This is a genomic window from Acinetobacter sp. ANC5681, assembly GCF_023488045.1.
Taxonomy (GTDB): domain Bacteria; phylum Pseudomonadota; class Gammaproteobacteria; order Pseudomonadales; family Moraxellaceae; genus Acinetobacter.
In genome coordinates this window covers 25194-50234 of sequence record NZ_JAMFKZ010000016.1, presented here as the reverse complement: position 1 = coordinate 50234, position 25041 = coordinate 25194, and the positions used below count along the sequence as shown (strand labels likewise).

General features: G+C 38.8%; 25 protein-coding genes, 4 tRNA genes and 3 pseudogenes. 19 read left to right on the top strand and 13 right to left on the bottom strand.

Going from position 1 to position 25041, the window contains the following annotated elements; all coding sequences use genetic code 11:
• Position 1 precedes the first annotated feature (1 nt).
• From M5121_RS10465 to M5121_RS10435, 7 genes are all read left to right on the top strand, one after another.
• Positions 2–1300, top strand: coding sequence for a Y-family DNA polymerase (locus tag M5121_RS10465; protein ID WP_249571140.1), 1299 nt, complete (start codon positions 2–4; stop codon positions 1298–1300).
• Positions 1301–1625: 325 nt separating this feature from the next.
• Positions 1626–2273 carry a hypothetical protein gene (locus M5121_RS10460; RefSeq protein WP_249571139.1) on the top strand — a complete coding sequence of 216 codons (648 nt, stop codon included), beginning with the start codon at positions 1626–1628 and terminating at the stop codon, positions 2271–2273.
• 17 nt (positions 2274–2290) lie between these two features.
• The gene (locus M5121_RS10455) at positions 2291–3256 is read left to right on the top strand and encodes a 2-hydroxyacid dehydrogenase (RefSeq protein ID WP_249571138.1); all 966 of its coding nucleotides are present in this window, start codon (positions 2291–2293) and stop codon (positions 3254–3256) included.
• A 111-nt stretch (positions 3257–3367) separates the two neighbouring features.
• Positions 3368–3955 carry a 1-acyl-sn-glycerol-3-phosphate acyltransferase gene (locus tag M5121_RS10450; protein WP_004662966.1) on the top strand — a complete coding sequence of 196 codons (588 nt, stop codon included), beginning with the start codon at positions 3368–3370 and terminating at the stop codon, positions 3953–3955.
• Between the two features lie 124 nt (positions 3956–4079).
• A complete protein-coding gene (locus M5121_RS10445) occupies positions 4080–5522 on the top strand; it encodes a M48 family metalloprotease (RefSeq protein ID WP_502798279.1) in 1443 nt (480 codons plus the stop codon).
• A 28-nt stretch (positions 5523–5550) separates the two neighbouring features.
• The gene (locus M5121_RS10440) at positions 5551–5916 is read left to right on the top strand and encodes a GFA family protein (RefSeq protein WP_004662964.1); all 366 of its coding nucleotides are present in this window, start codon (positions 5551–5553) and stop codon (positions 5914–5916) included.
• Between the two features lie 40 nt (positions 5917–5956).
• The gene (locus M5121_RS10435) at positions 5957–6316 is read left to right on the top strand and encodes a hypothetical protein (protein WP_249571137.1); all 360 of its coding nucleotides are present in this window, start codon (positions 5957–5959) and stop codon (positions 6314–6316) included.
• 81 nt (positions 6317–6397) lie between these two features.
• Here the strand turns inward: M5121_RS10435 and M5121_RS10430 are convergent, their stop codons facing one another.
• On the bottom strand, positions 6398–6844 hold the full coding sequence (locus M5121_RS10430; protein ID WP_249571136.1) for a GatB/YqeY domain-containing protein: 447 nt from the start codon (positions 6842–6844) through the stop codon (positions 6398–6400).
• Between the two features lie 29 nt (positions 6845–6873).
• Entirely contained in the window at positions 6874–7089 is a 216-nt protein-coding gene (gene rpsU / locus M5121_RS10425) for a 30S ribosomal protein S21 (protein ID WP_004652785.1), read from the bottom strand.
• Between the two features lie 145 nt (positions 7090–7234).
• On the opposite strand from rpsU, the gene tsaD reads away from it, so the two are divergent.
• Positions 7235–8242: a tRNA (adenosine(37)-N6)-threonylcarbamoyltransferase complex transferase subunit TsaD gene (gene tsaD, locus M5121_RS10420; RefSeq protein ID WP_249571135.1), complete on the top strand. Its 1008-nt coding sequence runs from the start codon at positions 7235–7237 to the stop codon at positions 8240–8242.
• Positions 8243–8440: 198 nt separating this feature from the next.
• Positions 8441–8944, top strand: a complete 504-nt coding sequence (locus M5121_RS10415) for a hypothetical protein (protein WP_004662957.1) — start codon at positions 8441–8443, stop codon at positions 8942–8944.
• 75 nt (positions 8945–9019) lie between these two features.
• Here M5121_RS10415 and M5121_RS15925 read toward each other — a convergent pair.
• Both M5121_RS15925 and M5121_RS10410 read right to left on the bottom strand, forming a co-directional pair.
• Positions 9020–9133 (bottom strand): annotated as a pseudogene (locus tag M5121_RS15925) (DUF6670 family protein); the annotation flags it as partial.
• Positions 9134–9233: 100 nt separating this feature from the next.
• Positions 9234–10118, bottom strand: coding sequence for an ATP-binding protein (locus tag M5121_RS10410; RefSeq protein ID WP_087537144.1), 885 nt, complete (start codon positions 10116–10118; stop codon positions 9234–9236).
• A 178-nt stretch (positions 10119–10296) separates the two neighbouring features.
• Between M5121_RS10410 and M5121_RS10405 the strand changes: the two genes are divergently transcribed.
• From M5121_RS10405 to M5121_RS10380, 6 genes are all read left to right on the top strand, one after another.
• On the top strand, positions 10297–11805 hold the full coding sequence (locus M5121_RS10405; protein ID WP_005159295.1) for a DUF3336 domain-containing protein: 1509 nt from the start codon (positions 10297–10299) through the stop codon (positions 11803–11805).
• On the top strand, positions 11780–12601 hold the full coding sequence (locus tag M5121_RS10400; protein WP_249571134.1) for a protein kinase domain-containing protein: 822 nt from the start codon (positions 11780–11782) through the stop codon (positions 12599–12601). The genes M5121_RS10405 and M5121_RS10400 overlap by 26 nt, the downstream gene beginning before the upstream one ends.
• Before the next feature lie 106 nt (positions 12602–12707).
• A tRNA-Leu gene (locus M5121_RS10395) sits at positions 12708–12792 on the top strand.
• A gap of 68 nt (positions 12793–12860) precedes the next feature.
• Positions 12861–12934 (top strand) — tRNA-Trp (locus M5121_RS10390).
• Between the two features lie 150 nt (positions 12935–13084).
• Positions 13085–13169, top strand: a tRNA-Leu gene (locus tag M5121_RS10385).
• Between the two features lie 62 nt (positions 13170–13231).
• Positions 13232–13305: transfer RNA gene (locus M5121_RS10380), tRNA-Trp, on the top strand.
• Positions 13306–13574: 269 nt separating this feature from the next.
• Here the strand turns inward: M5121_RS10380 and M5121_RS10375 are convergent.
• Positions 13575–13958 (bottom strand): transposase, encoded by a 384-nt coding sequence (locus M5121_RS10375; RefSeq protein WP_143225213.1) that lies wholly within the window; start codon positions 13956–13958, stop codon positions 13575–13577.
• Between the two features lie 61 nt (positions 13959–14019).
• Here M5121_RS10375 and M5121_RS10370 point away from each other — a divergent pair.
• From M5121_RS10370 to M5121_RS10355, 4 genes and pseudogenes are all read left to right on the top strand, one after another.
• A pseudogene (locus M5121_RS10370) lies at positions 14020–14871 on the top strand (IS256 family transposase); the annotation flags it as partial.
• 7 nt (positions 14872–14878) lie between these two features.
• Positions 14879–15184 carry an IS630 transposase-related protein gene (locus M5121_RS10365; protein WP_087547287.1) on the top strand — a complete coding sequence of 102 codons (306 nt, stop codon included), beginning with the start codon at positions 14879–14881 and terminating at the stop codon, positions 15182–15184.
• Between the two features lie 47 nt (positions 15185–15231).
• Entirely contained in the window at positions 15232–15747 is a 516-nt protein-coding gene (locus M5121_RS10360; protein WP_349628959.1) for a transposase, read from the top strand.
• A pseudogene (locus tag M5121_RS10355) lies at positions 15735–16136 on the top strand (transposase); the annotation flags it as partial. The gene M5121_RS10360 and the pseudogene M5121_RS10355, both read left to right, overlap by 13 nt.
• 82 nt (positions 16137–16218) lie before the next feature.
• On the opposite strand, the gene purB reads toward M5121_RS10355, so the two are convergent.
• The 8 genes from purB to M5121_RS10315 form a co-directional block, all read right to left on the bottom strand.
• Positions 16219–17607, bottom strand: a complete 1389-nt coding sequence (gene purB, locus M5121_RS10350; RefSeq protein ID WP_249571133.1) for an adenylosuccinate lyase — start codon at positions 17605–17607, stop codon at positions 16219–16221.
• Between the two features lie 54 nt (positions 17608–17661).
• Complete coding sequence (gene hflD, locus M5121_RS10345) at positions 17662–18393, bottom strand: high frequency lysogenization protein HflD (RefSeq protein ID WP_004757947.1); 732 nt, start codon at positions 18391–18393, stop codon at positions 17662–17664.
• A gap of 18 nt (positions 18394–18411) precedes the next feature.
• Positions 18412–19545, bottom strand: a complete 1134-nt coding sequence (gene mnmA / locus M5121_RS10340; protein WP_249571132.1) for a tRNA 2-thiouridine(34) synthase MnmA — start codon at positions 19543–19545, stop codon at positions 18412–18414.
• Between the two features lie 4 nt (positions 19546–19549).
• On the bottom strand, positions 19550–20038 hold the full coding sequence (locus tag M5121_RS10335; protein ID WP_249571131.1) for an NUDIX hydrolase: 489 nt from the start codon (positions 20036–20038) through the stop codon (positions 19550–19552).
• Positions 20039–20149: 111 nt separating this feature from the next.
• Positions 20150–22558 carry a hypothetical protein gene (locus M5121_RS10330; protein WP_249571130.1) on the bottom strand — a complete coding sequence of 803 codons (2409 nt, stop codon included), beginning with the start codon at positions 22556–22558 and terminating at the stop codon, positions 20150–20152.
• Between the two features lie 66 nt (positions 22559–22624).
• Positions 22625–23167 (bottom strand): gamma carbonic anhydrase family protein, encoded by a 543-nt coding sequence (locus M5121_RS10325; protein ID WP_249571129.1) that lies wholly within the window; start codon positions 23165–23167, stop codon positions 22625–22627.
• 90 nt (positions 23168–23257) lie between these two features.
• Positions 23258–24406 (bottom strand): D-alanyl-D-alanine carboxypeptidase PBP5/6, encoded by a 1149-nt coding sequence (gene dacC, locus M5121_RS10320; protein ID WP_249571128.1) that lies wholly within the window; start codon positions 24404–24406, stop codon positions 23258–23260.
• A gap of 113 nt (positions 24407–24519) precedes the next feature.
• Positions 24520–24921, bottom strand: a complete 402-nt coding sequence (locus M5121_RS10315) for an MCR_0457 family protein (protein WP_249571127.1) — start codon at positions 24919–24921, stop codon at positions 24520–24522.
• Positions 24922–25041 lie beyond the last annotated feature (120 nt).

Genomic DNA, 25041 nt, shown 5'->3' with positions numbered 1-25041 from the left:
AATGAGCCTACCACAACGTATTTTTGCTTTAATTGATGTGAATAACTGTTATGTCAGTTGCGAGCGCGTGTTCAATCCAAAGTTAGAAAAGCGTCCTGTGGTGGTTCTATCTAATAACGATGGCTGTGTGGTTTCCCGCTCTTATGAAGCAAAAAAGCTCGGCATTCGTATGGCTGTGCCATTCTTTCAAATCGAAGATATTATTCGTCAGCATCAAGTGCAGGTCTTTTCCAGTAATTATGCTTTATATGCGGAAATGTCGCGTCGTTTTATGAACATATTAGGCAACTTTGTAGATCCCTCTGAACAGGAAGTTTATTCGATTGATGAATGCTTTTTGGAGTTGACTGCCTATCAGCATAGTCATGATTTAACTGAATATGCACATCAAATTTTAGATACGGTGAAAAACTGGTTGGGTTTGCCATGTTGCATCGGCATTGGTTATTCCAAGACTCAAGCCAAACTGGCCAATAATCTAGCCAAGACACACGCCTGTTTTGATAGTGTCTGTAATATCGTTGCTGAAGACCCATGCGTGATTGAAGACTTGTTGCAGCAGATGCCTGTAGGTGAGGTATGGGGTGTTGGACGAAAGATTCGTCAGCGCTTGGAAAAAATGAATATCTACTCAGTGATGGATTTGGTTCAAGCTGATCCTAAAATGTTAGGTAAGTATTTTTCTGTGGTCATGGAAAATACGGTTAAAGAATTACAAGGCATGGCTTGCTTAGAAATTGAAGATGTTGTGACAGATCCACGACAGGTGTTAAGTAGCCGTTCCTTTGGTCAGCCGATTGAGGATAAAACTAGCCTGAGTGGCGCTTTAACTGAATTTAGCTTACGTGCTATTGAGCGTTTGCGAAAGCAAAACTTACTGTGCAAAGCTATTGGCGTTAGCATTCGTACCAATCGTTTTGACAAATATCAATATTATCGTCCCTATACAGTGATGTATCTATCCGACTATAGCGATGATCGTTTAGAAATTATCAAAGCTGTGTTACAGGGGCTTGATCGAATTTATCAAGCTGGTCATCGTTATAAAAAAGCAGAAGTGATTTTGTTGGATATTATCCCTCAACATAGCCATGCAGTAGATTTATTCCATGACACCAATAAACTGATTGCTCGAAAAAATCTTTCGATCGCTTTTGATGAGATTAATAAAAGATTTGGTCGGGATTGTATGACACTAGGACGATTGATTACGCCGCATGGGCGGGCGTGGCGTATGAATCAAAACCATAAATCACCGAGTTATTTGACCAAGTGGGATGAGCTTCTGAGGGTTCTCTAAAGTATTAATGGTACAGCTTATATTTTTCAATATTAACCTTGAAACTTATTATTTTTCCTTGAGAACGTTTGAATTTAACAAAGTAAGACCCTAATGATTTATTGAAGTATTTTAATAAAAATGTAGAAAATAGATGAATGAAAAATTATCTATTCTTATTAAATATTTCCCGAAATTAAAGATAAGCGTATCTTTTAAATAATGAATTGAATTTGTATGGATTTGATTGAACAAAAGGAAGCCATTTTGACGAGATCGGTTTATGTTAGACTACTCAACTTACGGTATCGCAAATTACCGTGAATAACCAAAATGAGTAGGTAAGATGATTGGGCAGCAGAGAAACAGGCTAGCAGCTTTGGGAATAGATGTTTGGATTCCTCGGGAAGTTGTATGTCAAAAAAACACTGCACCAAGTCTATGGCGAGATCAATTAATTGATGACGTTTCTGAGTCTACAGAACGTACATTTGAAGTTGCACCGATTTTAGAAGATATTCCAGCAACATCTGCACATACGCCACCGATCACCGAAATTGAAGTATCGCAGCAAACGAAAGTTGTTACAGAACCTATTGTTAAAGCAGCGCTTGATGTAAAAGAACAGATTGTTATTACTGCTCAGGTTCGGTCCTTTGAATTGCAAATGTATGTGTTGGAAAACTGCGCCATTTTATTAGAAACCAGTCAGCTCAGCGATGCTCAAAGCCAACTTTGGCAAAATATTCAAAAGGCAAGATTAGGACAGTATGCTGAATTAAAATGGCCATTTCCTTTGGCTGCTTTTCAGGAAAGTCGGGGATTCTCCTCGTATATTCAAGGTTTTCTGGATGCAACCGCAACACAAAAAAAGATATTGTGCTTAGGTCAATTGGACTTTATTCAGCATTCTAATATCTTATATTTAGCGAGTTTAGAAGAAATGTTAGCCCAACCTTTATTAAAAAGACGGTTGTGGCAGCTCATGCAATAAAGATCGGAAATCGAATCATGAAGAAAGTTGTTGTATTCAGCCAAATAGATCAAGATGTTTTAGCGCAGTTACAGCAAGATTATCGGGTCGTGGTACTTAATCCTAAACTGGGTGATATCAACGACCAGATTCGAACAGAGGTTGTTGATGCTGATGCCATGATTGGCGCAGGACGACTGTTAAACGAAGGTAATTTGGCACCCGCCCAAAAACTTAAAATCATTTCGACAGTGTCTGTTGGTTATGATAATTATGATGTTAACTATCTTAATCAAAAGAAAATTTGGCTTGCTAATACACCATATGTTTTGACAGAAACAACGGCTGATCTTGCCTTTACTTTGTTGCTGAGTGCCGCACGCAAAGTTCCATACCTTGATGCATGGACCAAACAAGGCCAGTGGAAACGAACGGTATCTACTGAACAATTTGGTATGGATGTTTTTGGTAAAACGCTAGGGGTTATTGGCTTAGGGAATATTGGTGCTGCCATTGCCCGTCGTGGATTTTATGGTTTTAATATGAATATTTTGTACCATAACCGCCGTGAAAAGATTGAGGTGGCTCAAGCATTTAATGCACAATATCGCGACTTAGATCAGTTATTGCAGCAGTCTGATTTTATTGTAGTTGCTGTCGATTTAAATCATGAATCCCAAGCACTGATTGGCGCAGAACAGTTTGACTTAATGCAAAAACATGCTGTCTTCGTCAATATCGCGCGTGGCTCTGTAGTCGATGAAAACGCTTTAATCGAAGCATTAAAACAAAATAAGATCTTTGCTGCTGGATTGGATGTCTATGCCAAAGAACCTCTGCAAAATTCAGCATTATTTGAGTTGCCAAATGCAGTAACCTTGCCGCATATTGGCTCAGCAACGACTGAAACGCGTCAGAAAATGGTGAAACTTGCTTATCAAAATTTAGTGGACGCACTACAAGATAGAACACCTCGTTATCTCGTTAATCCAAAGTTTGAATAATTGCTTACAATGCTGATCAGTCAATTGCTGCATTATTGTGCGGGTCTATCTTTTTAAATTGATTAATATTGGTACACTTGCGCTTTTTGAAATTTTGTCTTCGGGGTGTCTGTGTTTGAGAAATTGGCTGAAAAAAGTTTAAATCTAATGGGTTGGGAACTGGATAATCATTGGGATTTGAATGTTGATCAATGCGTGATGATTGCAGCTCCACATACCAGTAATTGGGATGCTTTATATGCACGGTTGGCATTAAAAGCTTTAGGTGTAAATGTTCGTCTTACGATTAAAGATAGTTATATGAAGTTTCCATTTGGTCCATTTGTGCGTGCAATGGGTGGTATTGGGATTGATCGTAGCGTGAAACAAGAAGGACAAGCGCGACCGAGTATGGTTCAACTCATGAGTGACTTGTTCAAAACACATCCTAAATTAGTGATGTTAGTGACACCAGAAGGGACGCGTGCCAAACAAGAACAGTGGAAAACTGGTTTTTATCATGTTGCAACCACCGCAGGCGTACCGATTGCATTGGCGTATATGGATTATGCTAAGAAAAAAACAGGTGTAGGAAAAATTGTTTATCCTACGGGAGATTATGAAAAAGATATGGTTGAGATTATGTCTTTTTATGCAGAGATTAATGCAAAGTTTCCAGAGAAATTTAGTGTCGATCAACGTTATGTAAACACGAAATAATAGTGTTGATTTCAAAAATATAAACTAAGGCAGGATTTTCCTGCCTTTTATAACACTTCGTTGCAAATATCTTCATTTTCTAATGTTATATTAAATTTCTTTATTAGAATCATAGAGAAACGACTTGAGATCGCTGCTGCTTGCATGTGGTTTATTGGCCACAACTCAATTGAGTCATACTCAGATATTTTTGCCTACACAGACAATTGGACAAACAGAAGTACCTGAAATTGGCAGTGGTATAGGTTTGCTTGATCAACAGAAAGAAAAACTGATTGGTGAAAAAGTTTATCGTGAAGTTCATCGACAGATGCCAACAGTACAAGATGCGTGGTTAGAAGATCAATTTCTACAGGTTTTTTCAGGTATTCTTAGTCAGACTCAGCTTGGTCAACCGATTGGTTTAGTGGTTATAAAAGATCCACAAATTAACGCATTTGCAGTGCCTGGTGGTTTGTTTGCATTAAATACAGGCTTAATTACATCTGCAAAAAATTTGGATGAAATAGCAGGGGTCATGGCACACGAGATCGCCCACGTTGCACAGCGACATTACAGTCGTTCACAAGAAGCATTTAAAGGACAGGGGCTACTTGCTCTTGCAGGTATTCTTGTGGGTGCGGCAATCGCATCTAAAGCGGATGGTGATGTTGGGTCAGCGGTGATGTTAGGCACACAAGCCGCGTTGATGGACAAGCAACTCAGTTATAGCCGTAATCAAGAGCGTGAAGCAGACCGTATCGGTATGCAGTTTATGTATTCTGCTGGATACAACCCACAAAGCATGGCAGATTATTTTGAAACCATGCATCGTGAAACAAGTCGTGTGAGTTTTCTACCTGATTTTTGGCTCACTCATCCACTAACGACAGAGCGAATGAGTGAAGCCCGATTACGAGCAAACCAACTCCCAAAAGTAGAATCAAAAATATATGATCTTGATTTTGAGATTTTAAAGTTATATACGCTCGTAATTTCAAACCAAGCGACAGAAACTCAATTACAAGCTTTTGCAAATCAAAAAAATACAGCTGCACAATTAGCGCTAAGTAAGTTTTATTTAGAACGTGGTGATTATACTCAGGCACAAGCAAATCTAGATTTGGTAAAAGCAAAGCTTAAATATCATGTATTGGTCCCACTGATTCAAACAGATATTTACTTAGGGCAAAATAAATTTGATCAGGCTTATAGTAGTATAAATTTTATTCAAAAAACGATGCCTGAAAATAGAGCGCTATCTTACAAACTTGCAGAAGTTTTAATTCGGCAAGGACAGGCTGCTCAAGCTCAAACATTAGTTCAACGGTTTATTCATAAAAACCAGAGAGATATTGAAGGTTGGCAACTGTTGCAACAAGCAACAAACTTAGATAAAAGTTCGCCGCTGCAAGCAATTAATGTGCTTTGTTACCGTGCTGAAGCTGAGTATTGGTCAGGATATGAAGAAAATGCGATTAAATCGATGTTGCACGCTCAGCGTTTAGCCAAAGGAAATTTAGCCATGTCAGCAAAAATTGACTCTCGCTTAAAACAAATGCAAGATGATCGCCGTATGAAAATTTAATCTTTATCAAGAATTAAGAGAAATAAAAATGATCAAAGGACAATGTTTGTGTGGTGCTGTGCAGTATCAATATTATGGTGAAATTGAAAACAGCATTTTATGCTATTGTAGTCATTGTCAGCAGGCGCAAGGTTCGATAGCTGGTTGGAATAGCCCACTTGACGAAACACAATTTAAAATTCTGTCAGGACATGATCAGCTCAAAGAATATTTCCACACACCGAATAAAGCACGCGTATTTTGTCAAAACTGCGCAAGCCCACTTTACTCATATCGTACAGATTTACCTAATGTGATTCGTTTACGCCTAGGAACAGTGACAGATGGGAATCTTCCTGCACCAAAAGAAGAATTTTTTACTGAGCACAAACCAAACTTTATTGAATTAAGATAAGATTATTTGCGTAAAAAATCGCTGAGAAGTTAGAACATTTATGAAGGAAATTTTAGTTTTTATTTTTGCGATAAGCAGTGTGGGGATTAGCTCAGCAGCATCAGTTGAGCAATATGTAAATTCGGTTGAGAAAATTCGTAGTGTCTATGCACAGGATATTCGTCGTTTTTTACGTAGCCTTAATCCACAGATTTCACAGTTCACACCTGAGCAGCAAGCTCAGTATTGTGGTATTAATCAGCGTTATATTCAGGATATGTCAGATGCGATTGAAAAAAATCGCTCATCCTTGCCGCCACAATACGCAAATATGACTAAACAGGATGTAATCAAACAAGTCACTGAGTCAAATGAGATGCAAATGCTAGTGAAATATAATGTTCAGTGTGATTTTAAGTAAAAATAATCTCTTGGGTTCATTATTTAATGAATCCAATTTTTAAATAGAATAATTTGTATAAAATAGAGGAAATTAAGCAGATTAGCTTAATTTTGCTTTAATTTTAGCAGATACTTGTGCAGGATCGGCACGCCCGGCTATGATCGGACGTAGAGAATTCATCACCTTACCCATATCTTTCATGCTAGTAGCTTCTTGAGCAGCAATCGTTTGCTCAATGATGGAATCAAGTTCTTCCTCAGTCATAGCGGCTGGTAGAAATTGAGAAATAACCTCAACTTCGGCTTGTTCCTTACTAGCTAAATCATCTCGACCAGCGCCAGAAAAGGCCTTGATCGATTCTTTACGTTGTTTAATTTGCTTTTCAATGACCGCAAGAACCTGAGCATCGTCAAGCTCTATGCGCTCATCGACTTCGATTTGCTTAATTGCTGCTTGTACACTACGAATAACCGTTACTGTTGCCATATCTTTGGCACGCATTGAGTTTTTTAATACGTCAGTAATTTGGTTTTTTAAAGTATTCATAGTCTCTTCAGCAGTCAATCACAAATTAATTAGTAAAGGCGAGTAGTACGTACAGATTCGCGAGTCAATTTCTTTTGATAACGCTTAACTGCAGCAGCTTTTTTACGCTTACGCTCTTGAGTTGGTTTCTCATAGAATTCGCGCTTACGAACGTCAGCTAAAACACCCGCTTTTTCGCATGAACGCTTGAAACGACGGATAGCTACGTCTACTGGTTCGCCTTCTTTCAACTTAACTTGTGGCATGTAAAATCCTCTAAGATTATGGATAAGATCTAATGCACGATTACACTAGATCGCAAGTGAAGGTCAGTATTTTACTCATTTACAACTCAGATCACAAGTCTATAATAGCTCTGATATTATTTTTGATCGTTGTAAAGGCAGTTTAATGATAGTTTTGGGCTTAGAAACTTCGTGTGATGAAACTGGGTTAGCACTCTATGATAGCGAGCTCGGCTTACGTGGACAGGTTTTGTATAGCCAAATCAAACTGCATGCAGAATATGGCGGTGTCGTTCCTGAATTGGCTTCACGTGATCATGTTCGTAAGATGATTCCTTTAATTAATCAATTGCTTGAGCAGAGTGGTGTTAAAAAGCAAGAGATTGATGCTGTTGCCTATACCCGTGGTCCAGGATTGATGGGTGCACTGATGACTGGGGCTTTATTTGGTCGCAGTTTGGCGTTTGCATTTAATAAACCTGCGATCGGTGTGCATCATATGGAAGGCCATATGCTTGCGCCATTGCTTTCGGAAACGCCACCGGAATTTCCATTTGTGGCTTTATTGGTTTCGGGTGGACACACTCAACTCATGGCAGCCTATGGCATCGGTCAATACGAATTGCTCGGTGAGTCAATTGATGATGCAGCAGGTGAAGCTTTCGATAAAGTCGCAAAAATGATGAAACTGCCTTATCCAGGTGGGCCGAATATTGCGAAATTGGCGTTACAGGGTGATGCCAAGGCATTTGAATTCCCACGGCCAATATTACATCAAGGTTTAGATTTTTCTTTTAGCGGTCTTAAAACCGCAGTTTCTGTACAATTGAAAAAGCTCGGTGAAGAGAATCGTGATGCCGATGTGGCGGCTTCTTTTCAAGAAGCTGTTGTCGATACACTCGCTAAAAAATCCGTGAAAGCTTTAAAGCAAACTGGTTTAAAGCGACTGGTGATTGCTGGTGGTGTGAGTGCGAATGTTCGCTTACGTGAGCAATTAGAGACCTCTTTGAAAAAGATCAAAGCGCAAGTTTATTATGCTGAACCTGCCTTATGTACAGATAATGGAGCAATGATTGCCTTTGCTGGTTATCAACGTTTAAAAGCAGGGCAACATGATGGTTTGGCGGTGACGACGACACCAAGATGGCCAATGACTGAGTTACAACCGACCTAAAATACAATTCATCTTTCTATTGCTTGTTAGGCAGTGGGTAAATCTAGGTGATTCTTATATTTACCTGACTATTCTTCTATTTAAAAAATTGAATCATTCATTTTATGCATAGCGAACGCGTACTGCCTACGCTATTGTATTTGAAGTATTGGATAAATTATTTTTTGATGAGCTAAAACTCATTGTGGAGTACAAAAGTTGAAAATTTCTTATATTTTTACATGTGGCCGATTAGAGTCTTTATTTAAGATTCTCTGTCTCACTCAACAAGGTGAGAAAAAGGTCGAGTCAAAAGAAAAGGTCGTTGAACAATATAGAAAAGACATCGCTTTAGGACGTCCTTTTGAAGAAACTGAACTTTATCAAATCATTGAGCAAAGTGAAGAAAAGATTGTTATTAATCGATTGAGTAATATTCTGCGTGAAAAACCTACTCAGCAGAAGGGTAGCTTTGATGCGGACGAATATAAGACTGGCGCATGGTCTGAGTTTAGTGATTATAAGCTGGCGGTTCGATTCTCAAATGCGAAAACCGAGTTAAGTGAAAAGCACTTTGCGAAAACGGGTGAATACATGACCAGTCGTGGTATTGCAAAATTGACAGGTTTTAATCCAAGCAATATTAAGAATATGCTGCATCATAAAAGAAGTGTGGTGAGAAAAATGCTCACAACCTTAGAGAAGTTAGCAAAAGAGTATTAATATTTAAGCTGTATGTTTGATGCAGAGAAAATTTATTTTCTGCATCAATTCTGAACTAATACAATTTCAAGACTTTTAATCTTTAAACGCATTTTGATTTTCGACATCAATATATTCAAGATAACCACGACCTTGAACTTTTTGGTTTTGATATTCACCCGTGAAATTGTATGCACTTGCATAACCGATTTCCTACGTTCTTTCCATACGGAAAAACTAGGTTATGAAAAACAATTGCCTTTGCTAAGCGGAAATAAGGACAAAGCCAAAGCTTTTTAGGGCAATCTCCCTAAGCGTTGTTAGACAATTTTTCAAGGTTTTGCGAGCCAATCCAGTGTTTAGAGAACTGGTAAGCTGCACGCCCTGAACGCTGCCCACGAGCTTGGCACCATTTCAAACTTTCAGCACGAACAATGTCGTTATATTCCAAATTTGCTTGAACAATATAATGCTCGACAATTTCTAAATACAGTTGTTGATCCATTGGATAGAAGGAAAGCCACATGCCAAAACGATCAGACAGTGAAATTTTTTCCTCAATCGCTTCCTGTGGATGTAACTCGGTATATTGAGGAACATCCACTTTACGCACAGGCGTATTTTCATGCATAAATTCAGGTAGTAAATGACGGCGGTTACTGGTTGCATAAATAATAAAATTACTTGAACCCGATTGAAGTGAGCCATCCAAGACACTTTTTAAACTACGATAATTTTCATCTTCTGCGTTAAACGCAAGATCGTCACAATAAACAATAAATTTTTCAGGGCGATGTTCTATTAATTTTTGGATTTTAGGTAAATCAGAAAGATCATCTCGTTCAATTTCAATTAAACGCAAACCTTGTGCTGAATACTCTGTAAGCAAGGCGCGAACAATCGATGATTTCCCTGTACCACGTGAACCTGTAAGTAAAACATCATTGGCAGGTAAGCCATTGAGAAACTGTAAAGTATTTTGAATAATCTTAGCTTTCTGGCGTTCAATTCCTTTTAGATCTTCTAAATACAATTTTTTAGGTTGTTGAATTGCAACTAGTTGTTGATTTTCCCATCGAAAAGCAATCGCAGAAAAATCTGTTGGCTGTTTAGGTGCAGGGAGAACTTGTTGTAACTGTGTCAAAACACTAGATAAAGATTGAAGAATAGATTCGGGTAAATCAAGAATAGCCATAAACACAAACCAAACTCAGTGATTAATGATTAGGGATACTATCATTGCTATAGCTGAAATGAAGAAAATATCATTAAAAATGTTGCAAATGGTCAATTTTACCCTTGATTGTTGGTGCTGCTTTTTGCATTGTATAAGTGCGAGATGATAAGAATATAATGAAAAAATAGGAATGCTAATGTTCAATAGAGCTCAAGAAAAAAGAAATACATATCAATTGCATAGAATCGATATGTTAAAAGAGAGCTTGCAACATGCGAGTTCTTATGCGGAATGGAAAGAAATTGCACTAAAACTGGACGAAGAAGCGGGGCATGAAGCATGGAAATATGACAATCAATCGCCTTACTTTGATGCAGAAATTTTGTCTAAACGATACAACTTATTAAAAAAATATCGAATGCAACATCGAACTTTAGATTTAATTTATGTTCTTCGTGAAGGCTTATCTTATGACTTCGCCAATATTGGTCATCCAATGTTATTTGCACAAACCTATATTGGTACGAAAAGAATTATCGAAAACTATGTTGAAGAAATGAGTGAATGTCTTCGCTATTTAGCTTCTAGTGAATGTATTACTTTTCAACTCAAAGAAAAAATTCAATTTTTTAAAGAATGTCAAAGAGCCTATGGACAACCTGCCCTTATGTTTTCTGGTGGTGCAACACTGGGTTTATTTCATACAGGTGTATGTAAGGCTTTGCTCGAACAAGATTTGATGCCTCGAGTCCTGTCTGGTTCAAGTGCAGGGGCGATCATGACGGGCATGTTGGGGGTATCCTCGGCTGATAAAATTCCAGAACTGCTCGAAGGCGAACATTTTTTTAGTGATGCTTTTCAATTCAGGAAAATTTCAGAGCTAATTCGAGGTCATGGTGGTATTGCTGATGTCATGTATTTGAAAAAATTCCTGATGCAAAATTTGGGTGATGTGACATTTGCAGAAGCCTATCAACAGTCAAAGCGACATATTAATATTGTAATTGCCCCGTATAACACAGCACAAAACCCACGGATTATGAATGCACTCACAGCGCCGAATGTTTTGGTGTGGAGTGCTGTTTTAGCATCTTGTGCTGTACCTGTATTATTTCCGCCTGTGCACTTAACCAGTAAACGTTACGATGGTCAGCATACACCTTATTTGGCCAATACCAAGTGGGTGGATGGGAGTATGCGTAGTGATTTTCCACAAGAAAAAATGGCTCGTTTGTATAATATAAATTACACCATTGCCAGCCAAGTAAATCCGCATATCGTGCCATTTATGCAAAGTGATACTGAACGGTTTCGTCGCGATGTTCTAAACTGGCCTAAACGAATTATTCGGCATCAAGGCAAATCGCTTGCTCTGGAAGTTATGGATTTAACACGTAATTATATGGGCAGTTTTTTCCCGATTCGCCGTGTTTTAGATCATGGATATGGCATTTTAGGGCAGCGTTATTACGGCGATGTAAATATTATTGCGCGCTATGGTTTAAGACATTATAGCTATATGCTTAAAAATCCACGTCCGAAACTCTTTAAGGTTTTGCAGCAAGAGGGAGAGCGAGCGACATGGCCGAAGATTTCATCTATTGAAATTCATGCACGGATTGGAAAAACGATTGAGCATTGTTTAACATCACTGCGTAAGCAGCAAGAAAAGCAACAGAATGAGTTTTACTACGTTGATCTTTGATTCAAATATTCAACTGGATAATTTGAGTTTAAGTACTAAACCTGAAAGCTATGCTTTTGGGCGGCGTTTATATCGTTGCCAGATTGAGCAACAACAATATTGGCTTAAATTTCATTTAATCAATAGCCATGATGTTTTAGAGCAAGCGTTTGAGCGAGAATTAAGTTTCTATCAACAAAACTCTGAAGTTAGACAGAATTTTTTATTACCCCATCAAATTATACCGCTTTGTCATATTAAAAATGACGATGACTTTCCACAGTTTGGGGTAGGGTTGCTTAGTGTTGCTACAAATGTATTTTTTAGCCCTATTCAGGCTATGGATAGCATCCAAGTCATTCGCTATAAAATTTTAACTGCGCTAAAAGCAATTGAGCGTATGCATCAATTAGGTTGGGTTCATGGCGATTTTAAAGCAGAGCATTTTCGATTATATGAAAACTCATGCAGGCTCATTGATTTTGAACAAAGTTATCAATTACAACCAATCCAAAATTTAACCGCAACTCCTCATTATATGGCACCTGAGCTTTTTCATGGGAAGCCAAAAACAATACAAACTGATTTATATGCTTTTGGCATCATTGTTTATGAGTGGTTATCCCAAAGCAAATTAACTGCAAAAAACTACCATGAATGGGCTGTCCTACATTGCCAGAAATTAGAAATTAAATTACCTGATGAATTGCGGTGTTTTTTGCCTTTATTAACAGGCTTATTGCAGAAACATCTAAAACAGCGATTTAGCTCAGCAATAGAGGCAAAAAATTGTTTGAATGCAATTGATTTGCTGTAAAAATAAACATAAATGTTTGATTTGAATATTATATGTGCATTTGGTAGGGTTTTTTGTCAGAAAGACTTGTCATAGAGCATGTTTCTCACTAATATGCATACCCATCGGGGGCGTGGCGAAATTGGTAGACGCACTGGATTTAGGTTCCAGCGCCGCAAGGTGTAAGAGTTCGAGTCTCTTCGCCCCCACCAAATTTAAAAAGCAAGAGTTTCTTGCTTTTTTTATGATTAAATCAGAAATGAATTGATCATAGAGTTATAGAGGATTGGTGTAATGGTAGCATGACGGTCTCCAAAACCGTTCGTCAAGGTTCGAGTCCTTGATCCTCTGCCAAATATCAAAAGGAACTTTAAATAAGTTCCTTTTTTTATTTCAAGAGTTTTTTCATTTGTATGCGAAAAAAGCATTAGCTTTCAGATGCATAGTTTTTTTATAAAAAAGGCTTGTCAGCAAGAAAGTTTATCACTAATATACACATCCATCGGGGGCGTGGCGAAATTGGTAGACGCACTGGATTTAGGTTCCAGCGCCGCAAGGTGTAAGAGTTCGAGTCTCTTCGCCCCCACCAAATTTAAAAGTAAGTAGCTTACTTTTATGATTAAATCAGAAATGAATTGATCATGCAGTTATAGAGGATTGGTGTAATGGTAGCATGACGGTCTCCAAAACCGTTCGTCAAGGTTCGAGTCCTTGATCCTCTGCCAAATAAATAAAAAAGCCCTTGTATTTGCAAGGGCTTTTTTATTTTCTCAATTTGATGTTTGAGTAAAAGTATAGAAATCTTTGCTCAAAGCATACATAGCCTGTTTTGACTTATATAAAAAGACTAGGGAACACATAGGTTTCCTAGTCTTAAGTTGGTGATTTTATATATTGATCGATTATGGTGTTGCTAATGCAGTTGCTAAGAGTGGTAAATTTTGCCCTGTAGCAGCAGCTTAGGACTTACGCATAAAAGTAAAAAATTAATGCACTATAGCCCAGAAAATAGCATCACAATCTCAGGCTTTCTGAGTTGTTCTCGCATATAATAACTGAGTAAGCCTTGCTTTAACTGATAAATCGTCGTTTCCCATTTTCTCGCTAAGGCGATAAAACGATGCCACACCAATATACAACAGGCTATATGATTTCGTTGACTTTGACCCTTGCGACACTGGCAACGTTCTATACCTTTCGTTTGTTTTAACTCCCGATGCACCTGCTCAATACGCCAGCCAACTGCACAGATTGTTTTGATCTCATCAAGAGTACGAGTCGTTGTTGCATTCGTCACAATATAATCTGTACGTTCGGTAGAGTGTAATGAATGACCTTTGGGAAAACCGCGTAAATGGACGCTATCGAGTCTGTAAATAAAACTGTGTAAACGCTTAAACTAAGCCCTGACGCTGTTGGGGTTAACTAAGGTGTTTATTATGAAAGATGAAGTAATGTTGGCATTAGCAAAAGAGCTTGCCAAAAATCTAAAAACTGAAGCTGACCTCAATGATTTTAGTCGAGCGTTAAAAAAACTCACTGTTGAGACTGTTCTTAATGCCGAGCTTACTGAACATTTAGGGTATGAAAAAAATAGCTCTCGCATCAACAAAAATGCACGTAATGGCTATACCACAAAGGGTTTATTAACTGATGATGGTGAGTTTGATCTCGATACCCCTAGAGATCGTGATGGTACATTTGAGCCACAGTTGATTAAGAAAAACCAGACTCGTATCACGCAAATGGACAGTCAAATTTTATCGCTATATGCCAAAGGAATGACCACACGAGATATCGTTGCCACATTCAAAGAAATGTACGATGCAGATGTATCACCAATGCTCATTTCCAGAGTTACAGATGCGGTCAAAGAGCAAGTAATCGAATGGCAAAACCGCCCTTTAGATGCTCTATATCCCTTGCGCAGCAGTGCTGCTCATTATATGGATTGTATCGTCGTTAAGGTACGTCAGGACAGTTTAGTTATAAACAAGGCCGTATACCTCGCATTAGGCGTCAATACTGATGGACAGAAAGACCTATTAGGCATGTGGATGTCAGAAAACGAAGGTGCTAAATTTTGGTTATCTGTCCTGACCGAACTTAAAAATCGTGGTTTAAAGGATATTCTGATTGCCTGTGTAGATGGCTTAAAAGGCTTTCCTGATGCGATTAATATGGTCTATCCTGATACCCATATCCAGTTGTGTATCATCCACATGGTATGCAATAATCTCAAATATGTGAGTTGGAAAGACTATAGCCAAATCCTAAAAACTATAGAACAATAGAGATATGGGATATTCAAAAGATTTTAAAGACAAAGTCATAGAAATTATGATTCGAGATGAAATGTCTGTGCGAAAAGCAGCACAGCATTTTAACATCTGTATACAGACAATTCAGAACTGGAAAAAGTCCACTACAAACAAACCTATTCCTGGGCGTCCAGCTAAAATTAGCAGAGAGCAAATATTGAAGGATGTTGAACAATATCCTGATGATTATCAGTATGAGCGAGCTGAACGTTTAGGAGTAAGTACTCATGCGGTATTTAATGCGTTACATGCCGCAGGAATATCCCGTAAAAAAAGACGTTAAAGCATCCTAAAGCAGATCAAAATCAACGTCAGCAATTTCAAAATCTCATAGAGTGCTTAGAAGGGAAATTACCTCTGATTTACATAGATGAAAGTGGTTTTCAAAGTGAAAGTACCAGAACTCATAGTTATAGCCTCCAAGGAACACGTGCTGAAGGTAAATTTAATTGGCAGTTGAAGAATTGCAGTAATGTGATCGGTGCAATCATTGAAAATAGATTGCTGACAGTTGGTGTGTTTAATTGTTCAGTGAACACAGAAGTATTTGAATGTTGGATTGAACAGGATTTATTACCTAAGTTGAAAGAAAGCAGTGTTTTGATTATGGACAATGCGACCTTTCACAAAGGGAAAAGACTTCAGGAGTTGGTACGTTGTGCAGGCCATTACATTGTGTGGCTTCCTAGATATAGTCCAGATTTAAATCCAATAGATGAACGATATATCGTGCAAGGTGGTCGCGAGTCAAGGCGATTCGAAATAAGTTTAGAGTTAAAGATATTGATAAATTATTTAAAGATTACTGTAATGATTTATTTGGTATTTAGCTATATAAGGCTGTAACTGCCGATTTAAAGAGGATTTATCAATCTGTTACGGAAGATGCAGCGTTACAGGCTTTAGATGAATTTGGGCAAAAGTGGGATGACAAATACCCTCAAATCAGCAAGTCATGGTTATCCAACTGATCGAATTTAAACACGTTTTTTGCTTACCCAATGGATGTTCGTAAAGCAATTTATACGACAAATGCAATTGAGTCACTGAACAGTGTTATCCGTCATGTGACGAAGAAAAGAAAAATCTTCCCAACGGATGATTCAGTGAGAAAAGTGGTATATTTAGCGATTATGGCAGCAAGCAAAAAATGGACAATGCCTATCCAAAATTGGAAAGCTGCTATGAATCGTTTTAGCATCATGTTTGTAGAGCGCGTAACGAGATATTTTTAAATCTGCATTTACACAGAATTATTTACAGGCTCATAAAAAAAGCAAAGCCGAGGCTTTGCTTTTTTATGACTGAATGATCAGCTTAGATTTTGCTTATCAAATCATTGATTTGTTTTGCTTGTTCAGCAGCATTACCTGTATATGTAGCAGGAGTAAGCTCTGCTAAACGAGCACGTTCATCAGCTGGAACTTGAAGAAGTTCATCACCATTAACGAAGTTCACCATCATTTCACGTGTCATTGCTTGACCACGAGTAAGTGCTTTTAGTTTTTCGTAAGGTTTTTCAACATTATAACGACGCATTACTGTTTGGATCGGTTCAGCAAGAACTTCTTGTGCTTGGTCTAAATCTTCATTTAAACGGTTAGCATTGAGTTCAAGTTTACCAATACCTTTTAAGCAAGCATCAAAAGCAATCAAGCTTTGTGCAAAACCAACACCCATGTTACGAAGAACAGTTGAGTCAGTTAAGTCACGCTGCCAACGAGAAACTGGAAGTTTTTCACCTAAGTGACCCAATACCGCATTTGCAATACCTAGGTTACCTTCTGAATTTTCGAAGTCGATAGGGTTTACTTTATGAGGCATTGTTGAAGAACCAACTTCACCGTCTTTTAATTTTTGCTTGAAGTAACCAAGAGAGATATAGCCCCAAACATCACGGTTAAAGTCGATCAAGATCGTGTTATAACGACGTAATGCATCAAACAATTCAGCCATGTAATCATGTGGCTCGATTTGAGTGGTGTATGGGTTGAAGCTTAGACCTAAAGATTCAACAAATGCTTGTGCATGTGCAGCCCAATCAATTTCTGGATAAGCAGAAAGGTGAGCATTGTAGTTACCTACTGCACCATTGATTTTGCCCAATAATTCAACATTTTCAAATTGCTTGATTTGGCGCGCTAAACGATAAGCAACGTTCGCCATTTCTTTACCCAAAGTTGTTGGGCTAGCAGTTTGACCATGAGTACGGGATAACATTGGCTGTTCTGCATGCGTTGTTGCCAAAGCAGAAATTGCGTTCAGAATTTGCTTCATGCTTGTAACAAGAACTTCACGACCATTTTTAAGCATTAATGCATGAGACAAGTTGTTGATGTCTTCAGAGGTACATGCAAAGTGAATAAATTCGCCGGCATTTTGTAGCTCATCAATATTCGCAATTTTCTCTTTAAGGAAGTATTCAACTGCTTTTACATCGTGGTTTGTCGTACGTTCAATTTCTTTAATACGATTCGCATCTTCTTCAGAGAAGTTTGTTACGATCGCATCCAAAGCTGCATTGGTTTCAGCAGAAAAAGCAGGAACTTCAATAATTTCTGCACGATTAGCAAGTGCTTGTAACCAACGCACTTCAACCGTAACACGAGCGTGGATTAAACCAAACTCAGACAAAAAAGGGCGTAACGCATCGCATTTGCTTGCATAACGTCCATCAAGTGGTGAGAGTGCGGTTAAAGCATTCATACAGATTCCTTAATTTTGGAATAAACATAAAAATAAATTCGTCTTAGCATCGGTTTATACCACCTGATACTGCAAACGAGCAAGAGCTTGAATATCTTGTAAAAGCTTACGTTTACTAAAGATCATACTCCATGAACTACCACCGAGTTGTCGCCACAAATGCGCAAGTTGTAGACCTGTAAAAAGGCAAGCACGGATTCGATTTGTATGATTCATATCTTTAAACGCTTCAGCATTACCACGGACTAAAATGCGCGGATTGATTTGCCCTGCGGTTTCAACATAGGTTTGTGCGAGGTTGGCAATAATACTTGGGTGCAAATAGTTATTATCGAAAAATGAAAGCTGTTTTAATATTTTTTGCTGAGCTGCTTCGATAATTTTGACGTATTCAGGATTGCTATACACTTTCTTTTCTAATTGCAATAACGCCATTGCATAAGACATTGGGAGTTTAGCAGTCGACATTTTCGGAATACGAGATTTAGGAGCAGTATTAAAAGGTTGAGTTATACAACTTTCTAATGTTTTTAAACCAAGAGAGATATCTGCAAGTTGATTAAAAAAATCTAAAGTTTGAGTGGCATTATTGGTGGCTGGGCGAATATTAAGACTGGCTTTAATCAGTAGTTCAAAATAAAAATTACCACTATCTCCAATACTCTGCTGTCCCGCCATCGCAGTCATATGGGTCAGCTGAGTTGCTTGGAAGACAGCAGCCAATGCCAAAGCACGGTTTTGTCTTACATTCAACGCTTGGGTGTGCTGAAAGGGTAACTCCGCCATGCTTCGATTCCAATATCCTTAAATAAAATCTGGTTGAGGGGCATCAGTATGGTGAATGACACCACCGCCTAAGCATACCTCTCCTGAGTAAAACACCACACTTTGCCCTGGAGTTACAGCACGTTGTGGTTCATCAAACTCAACTCGAATACCATTTTCTGTATGTTCATCATGATAAATTGTACACGCTTGGTCAGGCTGACGATAACGAGTTTTTGCTGTGCATCGGAAACCCGTAGGTGGGATCTCTTGTTCACCTGCAACCCAATCAATCGCTTCACTCCAAAGCTGTTTACTTTGCATAAGCGGATGATCATGCCCCTGTCCAATGACTAATCGGTTATTGGCAACATCCTTATGCAATACGAACCATGCACCTTCTTGCGCACCTTTCATACCACCAATACCGATCCCACCGCGTTGACCGAGCGTATAGTACATTAAGCCGTGATGTTCACCAACTTGTTTGCCATTATCCAAGACAATTTTTCCAGCCTGAGCAGGAAGATACTGTTTTAAGAAATCGCTAAAACGGCGTTCCCCGATAAAACAGATTCCTGTGGAGTCCTTTTTCTTAGCCGTCGCTAAATCAAGCTCTTCTGCGATTTTACGCACCTGCGGTTTTTCAATTTCACCGACAGGGAACAAAGTCTTGTTAATTTCACGACCATGAACTGCATGTAAGAAATAAGTTTGGTCTTTATTATTATCGACACCACGTAATAAAGGTGCGTAGGTTTCACCACGTGAGTTTTGTGTACTCGCACCACGACGTGCATAGTGGCCTGTGGCAATAAAGTCTGCACCCAAGGTCATCGCATGATCGAGGAAGGCGCGGAATTTAATTTCTTTATTGCACAGAATATCTGGGTTTGGTGTGCGACCCGCAGCGTATTCAGCCAGAAAGTGCTCAAAGACACGATCCCAATATTCCATTGCAAAGTTTGCAGTATGCAGCTTGATGCCAATTTTATCTGCAACGGCTTGTGCATCAGCTAAGTCTTCAAGTGCTGTGCAGTATTCCGTACCATCATCTTCTTCCCAGTTTTTCATGAAAAGACCTTCAACTTGATATCCTTGTTGAAGTAATAATGCGGCAGAAACAGAGGAGTCTACACCACCAGACATACCGACGATGACACGTTGTTGCATCTAATTAAGCGTCCAAATGAGAAGTTAATGAGGGAGAGAAAGGGTGCTCATAAATGAGCGATAAGGGGTATTTTTTGCCAGTAAGGGCATCTTGAACAGCTTTTAAAACCAGTGGGCTACGGGCACGGGCTGATTCCTGCAATTCATCCAGATTCATCCAGACCGTACCGACAATGCCTGTATCCAGTTGCGCATTTTCTTCAACGGAAGTGATATGGGCAAGAAAGCAAAAACGGTAATAGGTACGATCAGGAAACATGGGCGGCGTATAGGTGTAAATCCCGAGCAAGTGATCGATTTCAACATGATGACCTGTTCCTTCTAAGGTCTCACGAATCGCTGCTTGCACAATGGTTTCACTGCATTCTACATGTCCCGCAGGTTGATTAAACACGGTATGTACAAAGCCTTCGCTGTGTTCTTCAACAAACAGAAAACGTCCGTCTTTTTCGACTACAGTGGCGACTGTGACATGAGGTGTCCAAACGGGCATAGAAAGCACCATGATTTTAAAAAACGTATTCTACAAAATTTGAGACGTGGTGGCTAGGCTATACATGTCGGAGTCATTACAAATACAGCCTTTGATTGCTCAGCTAAAATATCAAGTTTTTAAAAAACCTAATTCATAGACTTGTGGGCGTAATTTATCACCCAAAGCAGTATAAGCAGTTTTAAACGCTTCAAACGACACGGGCGTATAATCATCGCTTTCATTGCGTGCTTCTAACGCCTTACGGATTTGATACCAACCAACATCAGTACGATTGAGTTTAAATTCTTCTCTCACCGTATGATTATCAGTATGTTTAAAGTAGGCTTGCCAGAGTTTTTTACCTTCGGCTAACACTTTTTTCGCTTCACTGCTGAATTTTTTGCCTTTTAAATATTGCAACATAAAATCACTTTCAAAACGGTCTGGCGCACCCACTTCGCTTTCACTAAAAGGAATAAAACGATTCACAATCGACCACTTTTGATTATTCCATTCTAAATCATTGGCACTGGCGGTTAAGTTACTGCCATTAAACAACATCCAAACAAGGCAATCATTTTTAAATTCATCGCTGAGTGCTTCGGTGGGTTGTAAAAACTGGTCACGGTCGTTTAGCCATGTGGGTTTAATTAAACGACGCACGGAAAAGACTATTGCAGCTTGCCAAAGGTTTTCGGGGGTTACAAAAAAAGCACCTGCATTGCCATAACCAGATGAGAGTAAAGCTGTTCCTTGTGATGCGTGTTGCATGTCATTACCAAAAACAATCATACTACCGATTGCATTATCTGCCCATTTGCTACCTCGAACATCTTTAGTACTTGTTGTAGGCGTGAGTGCATTTTTTAATGGAATGGCATCCACTTTATTTGAGCGTGGACGAACAATCCATTCACTCAAAAACTTATCATTTGATATATTGAAAAAACGCTTTTCTCCGATAGGATGTGCTTTTTTATCTATAACTTCAGTTGTGATTGAGTCAATAACATTTTTATTTTTTGCCAGTTGATTGGTTTTCCAAACTAAGAAACCAATCGGAAAATCACCTTTTAAGCCATCAAAGGCTTTACTATGCACCACAAAACCGCCTAGATATTGTGCGCTCCAAAATGTCCTAAATTTTTCAAAGTTAGGTGCATTAACGTATTTAAGTTTTGAAAACATGGCTAAAGTCACATTAGGAATTTCAATCGCTAAGCGGACTAGGAATTGAGTAAATAGTTCACGAGAAGCGTAACCCATATCTTTCATAAATTGGGCTGTTTGTGTGTTAGCAACACCTGATTTTACTGTGGCATTTCTACCAGCAGATTTAGTCACATTGTCTACATTCATTGCTTCTGCATAAGGCGGATTAATCAGCACCAATATCTTTTTACCTTCGCTAATTGCATTTCGTAAGGCTTGGGGGATTTTATTGCTTAAACTGTAATCAATTTTGCCATCATCTGTAATATCATCATTTAAATAATCATATTGAAAACGTGTTGCAGCAACACAGGTTTTGGTGGCTTTCATCACATCAATATCGGCTTGGTCAAGCGTACTCATGAAAATATTACGGTGGTTGGAGTGTTTAACTTCTAAGTTGCCCACACCACAACACATATCCCAAATGATATAGTTTTTTTGCCAATTTTTGCCTAAAGTTTCACTTAACATATCATAGGCTTTATCCACCACATGCAAGGGCGTATAAAATGCGCCTTTAAAACTACGTTCATCAATGGCAATTAAACTGTCTCGGCGTTCAAGCAAGTAATTACGATATTCTTCTTTAGGCGGACGGTGATAAATCGCCCAAAACCGACGATAACCTTCTTTATTGCCTAACTCATACATATTGCCATTCAGCATAAATGCAGGTTTATCATCCATAAATATCAGTTTGGCAGGTAGGTCTTTATGGGTGCTGATTTTGCCATCATTCATAATATCCGCAAAAAACAGCAAGGCATAATCTTCATTGGCAACACCTAACAGCTCTTTGCCAATCATCACCACCCATTTATCAAACACTTGTTTTAAATTGTCAGGGGTAATTTGGGTACGAATAATATCGCCCGATTTTATGGCTGCTTTGACCGTAGAAATAAATTCTTCTTCATGTGTCGCCAATTTGAACGAGACAAAATATGTCCCAATATAGGCGGAAATCGCTTCTAATGCCTCTTGGGTATATTGGCTAGCAGATTTACCCCATTTTACGGTTTTCTTTTCTAAAAATGGAATTACATCACTGCTTTTCATAATTGCAGCTTTTTCGGTATCAATTACCGCAAGAAAGGGTGGAACAGTTTCGCCTTTATTCAGCGATTGTTGCACATAATGCAAAAGTTGGGTAAACATGGCATAACTGCTGTGTTTACCTGTATCTTTTGCTTCAAACCAAATCTCTTCGGTTTGAATGTCGATTAAACCTTTGGTGTAACCTTTTAGCCCCAATGCTTTAATATAAGCATCTTTAACGTCTTCTTCACTTTTCACTTTTTTTAAAGCATCATACAGTGCCATTTAGAGCATCCTAGAGTAAATATTTTTGCTATTGAGTACGAAGATTCTATCTTTTAAAGCGATCAATTAATTCGGCTGATTTAAATAATTACCCTTCACTTTCACATAATGTCTTGCTGAATAAGTTAAAAACTCCAGTTCTTTTTCAGTGAGTGGACGGACTTTTTGAACAGGACTACCGACATAAAGATAACCGCTTTCCAAGCGTTTACGTGGTGGAACAAGACTGCCTGCACCGATCATCACATCATCTTCAATAACCACATCATCCAGAATCACGGTTTTAATACCCACCAGAACACGGTTGCCAATCGTACAACCATGTAGGGTTACATGATGCCCAACCGTCACATCCTCACCAATCACCAGCGGTGAACCATTGGGTTTAGATTGATTCTTATGGCTGACATGCAGCATGCAATGATCCTGTACATTACTGTTTTTACCGATTTGGATTGAGTTGACATCTCCACGAATCACAGCAAAAGGCCATACTGAAACATTCTCTGCCAGTTTTACGTCACCAATGACCACAGACATTTCATCAATATAACAACTTGGATCAATTTTTGGATGATGGTCGAGATAAGGGCGGATATTCTTGGTCATGGTCAGTATCAAAATAAAATATGGATGAATTATAAAATAAAAAGGCACCCAGACTAAAGTGTGTGGGTGCCTGATTTGGCAATTCTAAAATTAGAACAAGTTGCTAAAGAACATCTTGATATGGTCAATCATACGGGCAAAGAAGCCAGCTTCTTCCACAGGTTTGAGTGCAACCAGTGGTTTTTCAGCAATCACTTTACCGTCAAGGCTGGCCACCAATTTACCAACGACCTGACCTTTTGCCAAAGGTGCATTCAGTTTAGGCTGTACCACAAGCTGGGTCTTGATTTTGTCAGCCTGACCTTTCGGCATGGTCACGTTGAAGTTTTCAGCTAAACCAATCTGAACATCATCTTCCTTACCAAACCAGACCTTGGCTTTGGCAAGCACCTGATTGGCTGGTTGTACATTAGCCGTTTCAAAGTTTGCAAAACCCCAAGCTAAAAGGGTACGTGTCTGGCTGGCACGCTCATTCATGCTTGGAGTACCAAAGATCACGGAAATCAAGCGCATTGGACCACGTTTGCTTGAGGTAGTGAGGCAGTAACCCGCTTCTTCGGTATGTCCTGTCTTGAGGCCATCAACGCTTGGGTCAGTGTAAAGCAGGGCATTACGGTTGCCTTGCTTGATACCATTAAAGGTAAATTCTTTTTCCGAATAGATCGGGTAGTATTTAGAGCTATCTTTAATAATATGTTGTGCCAGTACAGCCATATCTTTAGCAGTTGAGTAATGACCTTCAGCAGGCATACCTGTCGCATTGATGAAATGAGTATTGATCATACCGATACGTTTGGCTTCTTGGTTCATCATATGGGCAAATGTACCTTCGTTGCCCGCAATGTGTTCGGCCATTGCTTTAGATGCATCATTGCCTGATTGAATAATAATGCCACGTAACATTTCTAGGACAGTTGCTGTACCATTTAATGGTACATACATACATGATTCAGCACTGGTACCACGACACCATGCTGATTCATTCATACGGACTTGTTCGTTGTCTGTTAATTCACCCTTTAAAAGTTTTTGTTCTATGATGTAGCTTGTCATCATTTTGGTCATAGAAGCGGGTGCGAGTTTTTCATTTTCGTTTTTTGCAGCAAGGATTTGTCCTGTCTCGTAATCCATCAATACATAGGATTTATTATTTAATTCTGGTGGAGACGGTAGGACAGTCGCTGCATATGAAAGGCTTGGCAAAAGTAATAATGCAGCAAGAGCGCTTTTTTGAGTCATTCTAGGTGTTCCAATATCTTGTGTGAAGCAGATGAGCCTAGCATTTTAGGACAAAGCAAAGCCGACTTCTACGGTAGAAGTCGGCTTTTTCATGCAGTATTGTAACTAATCAGTTACTTAGAATAATAATTCCGAACATCATCGCAAATTTGACGATTATCATCTTCAGATGCAGCCTTCGCATCTTTACGCGCTTCAGCAAGAGGAGCTTGGAACTCTTTGGTTTTAACACGTTTATTGAGGATGTCTACAGCATTTGGTTCATTTGATAAGTATGATTTGACGAGGTTGTCATATGCTTTATTAAATTTTAGATCTTTGCCAATTAAATCTGGGCAGATTTCTGACAATACATAAATTGCAGCAAGTTCTTGAGGAGTCACGCCTTCAGACGTTGGTGTAACTTCAATTTTTTCAGGTTCAGATTTTTTTTCTGCGGCAAATACAGTTGTTGTGAAAAGACTGGAAGTAATGAGAAATGATAAACCTAGTGTTTTGAAAACATTTTTCTTCATAAGAACTCAAACTCAGAAACAAGACTTAAAGAATTTGAATAGCTTATAGCATAAAAATATCAGTAGATTGTATGTTTGCTGTAGGAAATTAAACGGAAGCGTTTTCAAATCTTAAATTTG